The organism is Actinoplanes sp. NPDC051861, assembly GCF_040681145.1.
Taxonomy (GTDB): domain Bacteria; phylum Actinomycetota; class Actinomycetes; order Mycobacteriales; family Micromonosporaceae; genus Actinoplanes.
On the sequence record NZ_JBFAYE010000035.1, the window covers coordinates 41,256 to 52,102 of the forward strand.

At 70.4% G+C, this 10,847-nt stretch carries 12 protein-coding genes; 1 reads left to right on the plus strand and 11 read right to left on the minus strand.

The window, feature by feature from the left end; genetic code table 11:
* Positions 1-12: 12 nt before the first annotated feature.
* Genes AB0M02_RS45480 through pepN form a run of 6 tightly spaced genes read right to left on the minus strand, consistent with a single transcriptional unit; the run spans position 13 to position 6,150 of the window.
* Positions 13-396, minus strand: coding sequence for a hypothetical protein (locus AB0M02_RS45480; protein WP_364238758.1), 384 nt, complete (start codon positions 394-396; stop codon positions 13-15).
* Between the two features lie 12 nt (positions 397-408).
* Entirely contained in the window at positions 409-1,038 is a 630-nt protein-coding gene (locus tag AB0M02_RS45485; RefSeq protein ID WP_364238759.1) for a histidine phosphatase family protein, read from the minus strand.
* On the minus strand, positions 1,035-1,430 hold the full coding sequence (gene rsfS / locus AB0M02_RS45490) for a ribosome silencing factor (protein WP_364238760.1): 396 nt from the start codon (positions 1,428-1,430) through the stop codon (positions 1,035-1,037). Before rsfS ends, AB0M02_RS45485 begins: the two co-directional genes overlap by 4 nt.
* Before the next feature lie 41 nt (positions 1,431-1,471).
* Positions 1,472-2,077 (minus strand): nicotinate-nucleotide adenylyltransferase, encoded by a 606-nt coding sequence (gene nadD, locus AB0M02_RS45495; RefSeq protein WP_364238761.1) that lies wholly within the window; start codon positions 2,075-2,077, stop codon positions 1,472-1,474.
* 14 nt (positions 2,078-2,091) lie between these two features.
* Positions 2,092-3,594, minus strand: a complete 1,503-nt coding sequence (locus AB0M02_RS45500; protein ID WP_364238762.1) for an ATP-binding protein — start codon at positions 3,592-3,594, stop codon at positions 2,092-2,094.
* 60 nt (positions 3,595-3,654) lie between these two features.
* Positions 3,655-6,150, minus strand: a complete 2,496-nt coding sequence (pepN, locus tag AB0M02_RS45505) for an aminopeptidase N (RefSeq protein WP_364238763.1) — start codon at positions 6,148-6,150, stop codon at positions 3,655-3,657.
* A 215-nt stretch (positions 6,151-6,365) separates the two neighbouring features.
* Between pepN and trpS the strand changes: the two genes are divergently transcribed.
* Positions 6,366-7,325 carry a tryptophan--tRNA ligase gene (gene trpS / locus AB0M02_RS45510; RefSeq protein WP_364238764.1) on the plus strand — a complete coding sequence of 320 codons (960 nt, stop codon included), beginning with the start codon at positions 6,366-6,368 and terminating at the stop codon, positions 7,323-7,325.
* Here trpS and AB0M02_RS45515 read toward each other — a convergent pair.
* From AB0M02_RS45515 to AB0M02_RS45535, 5 genes are all read right to left on the minus strand, one after another.
* Entirely contained in the window at positions 7,314-7,754 is a 441-nt protein-coding gene (locus AB0M02_RS45515; protein ID WP_364238765.1) for a GNAT family N-acetyltransferase, read from the minus strand. The two genes, trpS and AB0M02_RS45515, sit on opposite strands and share 12 nt — an antisense overlap.
* A gap of 57 nt (positions 7,755-7,811) precedes the next feature.
* Positions 7,812-9,317: a GTPase ObgE gene (obgE, locus tag AB0M02_RS45520; RefSeq protein WP_364238766.1), complete on the minus strand. Its 1,506-nt coding sequence runs from the start codon at positions 9,315-9,317 to the stop codon at positions 7,812-7,814.
* Positions 9,318-9,504: 187 nt separating this feature from the next.
* Entirely contained in the window at positions 9,505-9,762 is a 258-nt protein-coding gene (gene rpmA, locus AB0M02_RS45525; RefSeq protein WP_204295123.1) for a 50S ribosomal protein L27, read from the minus strand.
* Between the two features lie 8 nt (positions 9,763-9,770).
* Positions 9,771-10,085 carry a 50S ribosomal protein L21 gene (rplU, locus tag AB0M02_RS45530; protein ID WP_328466382.1) on the minus strand — a complete coding sequence of 105 codons (315 nt, stop codon included), beginning with the start codon at positions 10,083-10,085 and terminating at the stop codon, positions 9,771-9,773.
* Between the two features lie 149 nt (positions 10,086-10,234).
* Positions 10,235-10,762 carry a hypothetical protein gene (locus AB0M02_RS45535; RefSeq protein WP_364238767.1) on the minus strand — a complete coding sequence of 176 codons (528 nt, stop codon included), beginning with the start codon at positions 10,760-10,762 and terminating at the stop codon, positions 10,235-10,237.
* Positions 10,763-10,847 lie beyond the last annotated feature (85 nt).

Genomic DNA, 10,847 nt, shown 5'->3' on the forward strand with positions numbered 1-10,847 from the left:
TGAACGCCCGGGTCAGCCGGCTCCCACGGAGGAGACCACGAACGGCGAGCCCTGCATGCAGGTCGTCATCATGCCGCTCTCGGTCTTGCCGGTGGCCGTGATCTCGCTGCCGACCTTGACGGACTTCTCCATCGCGTCGTCCTTGAAGATCAGCAGATAGTCGCCGCTGCCGTCCTTGAGCAGCAGGCAGCCGGGCTCGACGCCCTGCCGGACGGTGCCGGTGATCGTGGTGGGCCCGGCCGGCGCGGACGCGGTCGGTAGCTCGGCGGTGGGCCCGGGGGATGCGGATTCGGGGGCCGGCGCGGGGGCTCCGGCGTCGATGTCATTGCTGTTCGCGCAGCCCGCGACGAGGGCGAGCAGGAGCGCGGCGGGGACAACGCTTCGACGGGTCAACATGGTCCTTGGACGCTACCCGATCACATCGGGTTCCCGGAAAACGAGTACCCCGATGTTGTACGACTCGAGCTGCCAGCCGCGCACCGGATCGTCGGCGAGCGAGACCCAGTGGCAGTTCTGCAGCGCGCGCAGCGTGCGCATCTGCTCCTGGCGCCAGCCGAGCAGGTGCCCGATGCCCTGCCGGGCCGCGGCGCCGTGCGTGGCCACCACGACCGTGCCGCCGGGTGCCAGCCGGGCCGCGTCCTGGATCGCCTCGCAGACCCGCTTGCCCAGGTCGTCGAGGGTCTCCACGCCGCCGCCCACGGCGTCCTCGCCGGCTTTCCACCGCGCGTACTCCTCGGGGCGCTGCTCCGCCACCTCGGCGGTGGTCAGGCCCTGCCAGGCGCCGAAGTAACGCTCCCGCAGCCGCTCGTCGGTGCTGACCGGCAGCCCGGTCAGCGTGGCGAGCGCGGCGGCGGTGTCGGCGGCCCGGCGCAGGTCGCTGGAGACGATCGCGTCCGGGCGCATCGCGGCGAGCAGCGCGGCCGCCTCGGCGGCCTGCCGCCGGCCGACGTCGTTGAGCGCGACGTCGGTCTGCCCCTGCACCCGGTGACCGGCGTTCCAGTCGGTGTTGCCGTGCCGCCAGACGAGAACCCGCGTCACGGAGCGTCGGCGGAAGCTTCGACCATGTCCCGGTCAACAAACGGGATGGTCGGGCAGTCCTTCCAGAGCCGGTCCAGGGCGTAGAACTCGCGCTCCTCGGTGTGCTGGACGTGCACCACGATGTCGACGTAGTCCAGCAGCACCCACCGGCCCTGCCGCTCGCCCTCACGGCGCACGGGCTTCGCCTTCTCCGGCAGGTTGACGAGCGCTTCCTCGATGGCGTCCACGACCGCGACCACCTGACGCTCGTTCGACGCCGAGGCGATGACGAACGCGTCGGTGATGTAGAGCTGGTCGGCGACGTCGATGACGGAGATGTCCTGCGCCTTCTTGTCGGCGGCGGCCTGAGCGGCCGTCAGCGCGAGTTCCAGAGCGCGTTCGGTGACGGGCAAAAGAGGAGTCCCCTCGGTCGGGTTTCAGGACTTCAAGCGTCTCACACCGGAGCGGCAATACCCGAGTCCCGATAGAGGCCTCGCTTGTTGATGTACTGCACGACACCGTCCGGTACGAGGTACCAGACCGGCAGGCCCTCCGCCACCCGTTTGCGGCAGTCGCTCGACGAGATCGCCATGGCCGGCACCTCGACCAGCGTGACGCTGTCCGCCGGCAGGTGCGCGTTGGTGAGCTCGAACCCGGGCCGGGTGACGCCGATGAAGTGCGCCAGCTGGAGCATGGTCATCGCGTCCTTCCACGAGAGGATCCGGGAGAGCGCGTCGGCGCCGGTGATGAAGTAGAGCTCCGCGGACTGACCGTAGACGGCTCGCATGTCCCGCAGGGTGTCGACGGTGTACGTGGGCCCGTCCCGGTCGATGTCGGCCCGGCTGACGTGGAAGCGCGGGTTTGACGCGGTGGCCACCACGGTCATCAGGTAGCGGTCCTCGGCGGGCGAGACGCGGCCCTTCTCGTACGGCTGGCCGGTGGGGACGAACATCACCTCGTCGAGGTCGAAGCGCGACTGCACCTCGCTCGCCGCGACCAGGTGACCGTGATGGATCGGGTCGAACGTCCCACCCATGATCCCAATGCGCCGTGCGGACATTCGAGAGATATTAGTCAGGAATCCAGGCGGGATCGCACTGCCACCAGCAGGTCGTTCGCGGTGAACGGCTTCTCCAGCAGCGCCACACCCGGCTCGAGGGTGCCCTGTGAGGCCAGGACCGGCTGGGCGTAACCGGACATGAACAGCACCCGGGTGCCCGGCCGCACCACCACCAGGCGGTCGGCCAGCTCCTTGCCGAGCATCCCCGGCATCACCACGTCGCTGAGCAGCAGGTCGATCTCCCCGTCGTGCCGGGCGGCCAGGTCGAGCGCCTGCGCACCGCCCTCCGCCGTGATCACCCGGTAGCCGGCGCCGGTGAGGATCCGCCCGGCCACGTCCCGCAGCGCGTCCTCGTCCTCGACGACCAGCAGCGTCTCGCCGTGCCCGCCGGTCGCGACCACGCCGGACGGCACGTCCTGCGGCAGCACCGCGGCGCCGGCCGGCAGCAGCACGGTGACCGTCGTGCCCAGCCCGACCTCGCTGGTGATGCTCACCTCACCGCCGGCCTGGGTGGCGATGCCGTAGACGGTGGCCAGGCCCAGGCCGGTGCCCTCGCCGCTGCCCTTGGTGGTGAAGAACGGCTCGAAGGCGCGTTCCACGACGTCGGCGGCCATCCCGTGGCCGGAGTCGCAGATCCGCAGCCGGACCCGGTCCTCCAGCGATCCGGTGTCGATCACCATGCTGCCGCCGGACGGCATCGCGTCACGCGCGTTGAGCGCCAGGTTGACCAGCAGCTGCTCGATCTGGCCGGGGTCGCAGGTGACCATCGGCAGCCCCGGGTCGGGCCGGAAGATCAGCGAGATGCGGTCGCCGAGCGTGCGGCGCAGCAGGTCCCGCAGCTCGGCGATCAGCTCGTTCAGGTCGACCGGCTGGGGGCGGACCACCTCGCGCCGGGCGAACGCGAGCAGCTGGTGGGTCAGATCGGTGCCGCGTTTGCCGGCCCGGACCACCTGCTGGGCGTCGGCGGCGATCATCGCCAGGTCCGGCGCCTCGGCCTGTGCCTCCTCGATCACGAAGCTCGCGTAGTTGAGGATCACACCCAGCATGTTGTTGAAGTCGTGCGCGATGCCACCGGCGAGCTGGCCGAGGCTCTCCAGCCGCTGGCTGCGGTGCGCGTGGGCCTCGGCGCGCAGCCGCTCCTTCTCCTCCTCGGCGCGCAGCCGCTCGGTGATGTCGCGGACGACCGCGACGGCGTACCTGCCCTGCGGGGTCTCGATGAGGGTGGTGGAGGACTCGCAGGGGAACTCGCTGCCGTCGCGGCGGCGCGCGGTGGTGGTGACGGTGCCGATCGAGCCGACCGGGCTCTCGGTGAACAGCCGGCGGCGCTCGTCGCGGATGGCCCGGCCGGCGTCGGTCAGCAGGACGTCCACAAGCTGCCCGACCAGTTCGGAGCGCGGCCAGCCGTACATGTGCTCGGCACGGTCGTTGACCAGCACGATCCGCTCACCGTCGATGACCAGGATCGCGTCCGGCGCGGCCCGCAGCAGACCGCTGGACAACTCCTCGGACCACTCCACGCATTCACCCCCGTGACCTTCAGGTTACGAGGTCACGGGGGAGGAAACGGGCGGATTCGATCAACTCCGGGCGCTCAGCGCGCGCCGCATGTCGTCGTCGGCGTCCTGCACCACGCGGCGCAGGATCGAGGGCAGATCCGGGCGGGCCAGCAGCTCGGCGGCGAGCCGCCGGGTGCGTTCGGAGACGGCCACGTCGGGGTACGCCGCAATCGCCGTCCGCTCCGAGCTCATGCCGCTGCGCACGCGCATCATCTCCGGCATCTCGGCGAAGTACCGCTCGACGTACGCGTCCAGCAGCCCGATCTGCTCCGGCTGCCAGAAGCCCAGCGCGGTGAGCTCGGCCAGCCGGTTCGACAGCGACGCGTCGCCGACCACCGCGTCCCAGGCCGTCTCCTTGGCCGAGGCGTCGGGCAGCGCGGCGCGGCACCGGGCCGCCCACTGCTCGCCGCTGGCACTGCGGTCGCGGTCCAGCTCGGCGTCGATCGCGTCGTGGCCGGCCGCGCCGAGGATCGACAGACGGTACAGGATCAGCCAGCGCAGGTCGGCGTCGACGGGCAGGCCCTCCGGCACGGACTCGCCGGCCAGCCAGCCGCGCAGGCGGGCGGCGTCGACGGTGGCGCCGATCAGCCCGCGGGCCGCGGCGAGCTGCCGGGAACTGCCCGCGGGCGACGCGGCGAGCAGCCGGTCGGCGGCCTGGGCGACGAGTTCCAGGGCGGCCGGGCGGGTGTCGGCGGTGGCGTACCGGTCGACCAGCGTGCGGGTGGCGCGCAGGACGTCCTCGGCGAGCACCACCTCGGTCTCCATCGGCAGCGCGGCGAGCACCAGCGTGACGAGCTCGGCGACCGGGCGCTCGCCGTCGACCACGGCGTCCAGGGTCGCAGCCCAGATCACCGCGCGGGCCAGCGAGTCGTCGAGCAGCGGGAGCAGCATCGGCACCGCGGCGGCGGAGTCCGGGTCGAGGCGGACCTTCGCGTACGTCAGGTCGCCGTCGTTGAGCAGCAGCAGGTCGGCGACGGGCTCACCGGTCAGCTCGGTGATCACGGTGCGGCCGGAGGAATCCAGTTCCGCCTCGAGGTGCTTACGGCGTACCACCGAGCCGGCCGGCCCCCGGTCGAACAGCCCGATGCCGATCCGATGCGGGCGCAGTGTCGGAAAAGCCTCCGGAGCGCTCTGCACCACGGCGACCTCGCCATAGAGATCGCCGCTCAACAGGACTTCGGCCCGCAACGTGTTCACCTGTGCACGCCGCAGCCACACCTCGGCCCACGCGGACAGGTCCCGCCCGCTCGCCTCGGAGAGCGCCGCCAGCAGGTCGGCGAGGGTCGCGTTGCCGTACGCGTGCGCCGCGAAGTGCGCGTTGAGACCGGCCAGGAACGCGTCGTCACCGAGCCAGGCCACGAGCTGTTTGAGAACGGCGGCGCCCTTGGCGTACGAGATGCCGTCGAAGTTGAGCAGCGCCTCGTCGGTGTCGGACACCTGTGACGGCGCCACCGGGTGGGTGGACGGCCGCTGGTCGGCGCGCAGCCCCCACGCCTTGCGGTGCATCGCGAACGTGGTCCAGGTGCCCCGGTAATTGGTGGCCTCGGCCGCCACGCGGGTGCCCAGGTACTCCGCGAACGACTCGTTGAGCCACAGGTCGTCCCACCACTTCATGGTCACCAGGTCGCCGAACCACATGTGCGCCATCTCGTGCGCGATCACGTTGGCCCGGTGCTCCCGCTCGCTCTCGGTCACCGCCGAGCGCGGGATCATCTCGTCGCGGAAGACGACAAGACCGGGGTACTCCATCGCGCCGAAGTTGAACTCGGGTGCGAACGCCTGCTGGTAGTGGCCGAAGGGGTACCGGATCTCGAACATCTCGTGGAACCGGTCCAGGCACTGCCGGGTGATCTCGAAGATCTCCGGAGCCTCGGCCTCCAGGTGCTCGGCGAGCGCGGACCGGGCGTAGAGGGCGAGCGGCACACCGTCGTGCTCGGCGGTCAGCACGTGGTAGCGCCCGGCGATCAGCGAGGCCAGGTAGGTGGAGATCCGCTCGGTCGGCGCGAACTCCCAGCGGCCGCCGTCCCGCGACGCGCACGTGCCGTTCGCCGCCACCAGCCACTCCGGCGGCGCGGTCACGCTGACCCGGAACGACGCCTTCAGGTCGGGCTGGTCGAAGCTGGGCAGCACCTTGCCGGCGTTGTTGATGAACAGGTGCTGGTAGAGGTAGACGTTGCCGTCCGCCGGGTCGATGTAGCGGTGCAGGCCCTCGCCGTTGTTCGAATACCGCATGGTGGCGTCCACCACCAGCTCGTTGCGCTCGGCCAGGCCGGTCAGCAGCAGCCGTTCCCCGGTCGCCGCGGAGGACGGCACCGGCTCGCCGTTCAGCGTCATCGCGTGGATCTCGGCCGGTTCGAACTCGCAGAACGTGCCCGCGCCGGCCCGCGCCCGGAACCGCACCACCGTCCGGGAGCGGAACGTCTCGCCGGCACCGGTGACGTCCAGGTCGACGTGATACTCCTCGACGTCGATGATGGACGCTCGCTCGGCGGCCTCGGCACGGGTCAGGGTCGGCATGACGACCATCATGCCGGTCGCGACCTGGCCGCGTGCACGGGCGTCCTGTTAACCTGGCGATATGCGCGCGATCAACCTGAACTGGTGGCTGCCCTGACCGGGCGGCTTTCCCACTCGCGCGATTCCTCTTCCGCGGCCGCCCACCCGGGCGGCCGTGTTGCGTTGTCATGCGATCTCCCGGGCGGCTTTTCCCGTACCCCCAAAAGGAGATCGACATGGCACTCACCCGCCGCCTGACCGGATTCCAGGCCACCGGAAAGCTTCATCTGGGAAATCTGCTGGGCGCTTTGCGCCCGCTGATCGCGGCGCAGAAGGCTGAGGGGTCGGTTGCGCTGATCGCTGACCTGCACGCTATGACCGTGGATCACAACCCCACAGATGTACGCGAGAACGCGCTCGAACTCGCGACTGTGCTTCTCGCCGCCGGTGTCGACGCCGAGCGCACCCCGATCGTGCTCCAGTCCCACGTCCGCGAGCACACCGAGCTGCACTACCTGCTGGAATGCGTGACCGGCTTCGGCGAGGCGGCCCGGATGATCCAGTTCAAGGAGAAGTCCGCGAACGGCGGCCCGGTGCGTCTCAGCCTGCTCACCTACCCGGTCCTGATGAGCGCCGACATCCTGCTCTACGACGTCGAGCAGGTGCCCGTCGGCGACGACCAGCGCCAGCACCTCGAGCTGACCAGGACGATCGCCCACCGGTTCAACAGCCGGTACGGCGAGACGTTCACGGTGCCGGACGGTGTCCGCCCGGAGGCCGCCGCCCGCGTCATGGACCTGGCCGACCCCACCGTCAAGATGAGCAAGACCGTGGGCACCGGCCGGATCGGCCTGCTCGATCCGCCCGAGATGATCAGGCGCGTGGTCGCCCGCGCGGTCACCGACGAGTTCGCGCTGGTCCGCCGCGATCCTAGGCAGCCCGGCGTCACGAACCTGCTGGACATCCTCACCGCCTGCACCGGCTCGGTCTCGTCGGCCACCTCCTACCGGGTGCTCAAGCAGGAGGTCACCGACGCGATAGAGGCTCTGCTGGCGCCGATCCGGGCCCGGCACGCCGAGCTGACGGCCGATCCGGGGTATGTGCGGAAGGTTCTCGCGGCGGGCGCGGACCGGGTGCGGCCGACAGCCGCGGCCACGGTGGCACGCGCGCGCCGCGCGATCGGCCTACTGGACTAACGCGGGGAGCCGCTTCTCGAAGCGGAGGCTGTGCGGACCGCCGGGCGCCGGGATCTGCCGGTAACCGGAGGACTGGTAGAGGGCGATCGCCGCGGTCATCTCGGTGCCGATCTCCAACCGGATCACCGGGCGCCCCGCGGCGAGCGCCTCCTCCTCGATCGCCACGATCATCTGCCGGGCCAGGCCGCGGCCGCGGAACGCCGGGCGCACGTACATGCGCTTCAGCTCGGCGACGCCGCCGGACAGGGCCTGCCAGGCGCCGCAGGCCACGGCCCGGCCGTTCACGCAGCCGACCAGATACGCCACGTCATCGTGCGGCTCGAATATCCGGTCCCCGGTCCCGGCGCCGGCCTCGGCCAGTTCCCGCTGCTGGGCGGTGACGAGGGCGGCCAGTTCAGGGTCCAGGGAGGAGCGGGATTCGATCAGCACAGAGGTGACTCTAGGTGATGACCGTTTCCAGAGGGTTGCGCCGATCTGGCCGCCGCCCTATTCGTCGGTGTCCTCGTCGTCGTCCTCGTCGGTAACCAGGACCGGCATGTGCGAGTTCGCCACCGTGGACACCGTGCCGTCCCCGGCCATGTGCAGCACCTCGTCCTCGTTGCGGATCCGGCGGGCCTTGCGGGCCGCGAGCCGCTGCGCCGCGGAGGGCCTGGTGTCGAGTTCCTCCAGGCGGGAGTCGGTGCCGCGTGGGCCGGAGACGTACTCGCCGGCGTTGGGCTGCCAGTCGAACTCGCGCTCGCCGATCCGGACCGGGTCGCCGGGCTGGGCGCCCTTCTTGGCCAGCTCCGCCTCCACGCCGAGCCGCTCCAGCCGGTCGGCCAGGAACCCGACGGCCTCGTCGTTGTCGAAGTTCGTCTGGCGGATCCAGCGTTCCACCTGGGGGCCGCGCACCACGTACACACCGTCGGCGTCCTGCTCGACGGTGAAGCCGGCGTCGTCGACCGCACGGGGGCGGATCACGATGCGGGTCGCCTCCTCGACCGGCTTGGACGCCCGGTACTCGGCGACCAGCTTGGCAAGGGCGAAGGTGAACTCCCGGAGACCCTCACGGGTGACCGCGCTGAGCTCGAACACCCGGTAGCCACGGGCCTCCAGGTCGGGCCGGACCATCTCGGCGAGGTCACGCCCGTCCGGGATGTCGATCTTGTTGAGCACCACGAGACGGGGACGGTCCTCCAGGCCCCCGTACGCCGCCAGCTCGGCCTCGATGGCGTCCAGGTCGGCGAGCGGGTCGCGCTCGATCTCCGGCGCCGCCGCGTCCAGCACGTGCACCAGTACCTCGGTGCGCTCGATGTGCCGCAGGAACTGCATGCCCAGGCCCTTGCCGGTGGCCGCGCCCGGGATCAGGCCGGGCACGTCGGCGATGGTGAACGTCTCGTCACCGGCCTGCACCACGCCCAGGTTCGGCACCAGCGTGGTGAACGGGTAGTCGGCGATCTTCGGCTTGGCGGCCGACATCACCGAGATGAGCGACGACTTGCCGGCCGACGGGAAGCCGACCAGGCCGACGTCGGCCACGCTCTTGAGCTCGAGCACCACGTCCATCCGGTCACCCGGCTCGCCCAGCTCGGCGAAGCCCGGGACCTTGCGGCGGGTGTTCGCCAGCGACGCGTTGCCACGGCCGCCACGGCCGCCGCGCGCCACCTCGAACTCGGTGCCGGCACCGATCAGGTCGGCCAGCACCTCGCCGTCCTCGGTCTGCACGACCGTGCCGTCGGGCACCTTGAGGACCAGGTCCTTGCCGTTCGCACCGTCGCGGTTGGAGCCGGCGCCACCGCCGCCGTTGCTCGCCTTGACGTGCGGGTGGAAGTGGAAGTCCAGCAGGGTGTGCTGCTGCGGGTCCACCACGAGCGTGATGCTCCCGCCGTGCCCGCCGTTGCCACCGTCCGGGCCACCGAGCGGCTTGAACTTCTCCCGGTGCACGGAGACACAACCGTGCCCGCCGTCACCCGCCTGCAGGTGCAGCACTACCCGGTCGACGAACGTGGTCACGTCAGCACTCCTAAATTCCTGCGTGTGGATTTCGGGTGCGCAGCGAGGCCGAACTCCCCACACAACCGGGCTCAAGCAGTTCCGTGTGTATTTCGGGTGCGGAGCGGGGCCGCAATCCACACATGAGAACTGAGAGAACGACAGCGGGCCGCGGACCCGAGGGTCCACGGCCCGCTGTAGAGAAAAACTACTCCGCGACCGGCACGATGCTGACGGTCTTGCGGCCACGCAGCGTGCCGAACTGCACGTTGCCGGCGGCCAGGGCGAAGAGCGTGTCGTCGCCACCGCGGCCGACCAGGTCGCCGGGGTGGAACTTCGTGCCGCGCTGGCGGATCAGGATCTCGCCGGCGTTGACCAGCTGGCCGCCGAACCGCTTGACGCCCAGCCGCTGGGCAGCGGACTCACGGCCGTTACGCGAGCTGGATGCACCCTTTTTGTGAGCCATGCCTGAGCCTACTTCCCGCTCTTGATGCCGGTCACCTTGACGCGGGTCAGCGGCTGGCGGTGCCCCTGGCGCTTGTGGTATCCGGTCTTGTTCTTGAACTTGTGGATCCGGATCTTCGGACCCTTGGTGTGCTCGGCGATCTCGCCGGACACCGTAACGTTGGCAAGCTTGGCCGCATCGGTCACCAGGTTGTCACCGTCGACGAGGAGCACCGCGGCGAGGGTCAGGGCGTCGCCGGGCGCACCCGCGAGCTTCTCGACCTCGATCACGTCGCCCTCGGCAACCTTGTACTGCTTGCCGCCGGTCTTGACGATCGCGTACATCGACGCGGACTCCCTGAGACTTACGCAGCCGGAAGACTGCTGGCGGATACTGCTTGGGGTTCCCGGCGGCTGTTGGCGCGCTCGGAACAGGCGCCGAAAAAGCGCCGTCGGCAAGCCTACTTCATAGGCGGGGCCAGACCCAAACCGGGCTAGCTCTTCCCGCAGGCCTTGTCCAGCGTAGCTTGCAGTTTCGCGAGCTTCTTGTCGTCGATCTTCGACAGGTCGCCCTTCAGAGCGGTCACCTGCGCGCCCATCGTGGCCAGCGCCTTCTTCACCTCGGGGTCGGCGGCCAGCTTCGACATGTCGAGCAGGGCGAAGGAGAAGTTCTCCACGTCACGGGAGGCCTTCTGCTTGGCCTCGGTCTCGGCCTGACCGCCCTGGGACGCCGCCTCGATGAGCAGGCGGTAGTCCTCGGTGAACGTCTTGCCGAACGAGGTGCTGGTCCGCGAGGCCTGCTCGCAGATGGCGTCGGTGTCCTTGGACAGCGCCGCGTCACCCGCCGCGGCATCCGGGCCGGCCGGGGTGTCCGCGGCGGGCGTGGTTCCCGCCTCGGCCGGTGCCGCTGTGGCGGACGACACGACGTCGGCCGCGGCCGGGGTCGCCTCCGGCTCGTCACTTGAGCAACCGGCAAGGAGCAGGGCGGACAGGCCCGCCGCGACGAAAAGGGTGTGGCGCATGGGGGTTCCGTCTCCTCGGGGGAAGGATGCGATCCCGCCGAGGGTAACGGATCACGCGACCCGGCAGTTAACTTTCTTTACAGCT

What these genes read in the sequence shown, in the direction of transcription:
- nadD (WP_364238761.1), bottom strand. Translation starts at nt 2,077, where the DNA reads ATGTCCGCACGGCGCATTGGGATCATGGGTGGGACGTTCGACCCGATC.
- AB0M02_RS45480 (WP_364238758.1), bottom strand. Translation starts at nt 396, where the DNA reads ATGTTGACCCGTCGAAGCGTTGTCCCCGCCGCGCTCCTGCTCGCCCTC.
- rplU (WP_328466382.1), bottom strand. Translation starts at nt 10,085, where the DNA reads ATGTACGCGATCGTCAAGACCGGCGGCAAGCAGTACAAGGTTGCCGAG.
- trpS (WP_364238764.1), top strand. Translation starts at nt 6,366, where the DNA reads ATGGCACTCACCCGCCGCCTGACCGGATTCCAGGCCACCGGAAAGCTT.
- AB0M02_RS45535 (WP_364238767.1), bottom strand. Translation starts at nt 10,762, where the DNA reads ATGCGCCACACCCTTTTCGTCGCGGCGGGCCTGTCCGCCCTGCTCCTT.
- pepN (WP_364238763.1), bottom strand. Translation starts at nt 6,150, where the DNA reads ATGCCGACCCTGACCCGTGCCGAGGCCGCCGAGCGAGCGTCCATCATC.
- rpmA (WP_204295123.1), bottom strand. Translation starts at nt 9,762, where the DNA reads ATGGCTCACAAAAAGGGTGCATCCAGCTCGCGTAACGGCCGTGAGTCC.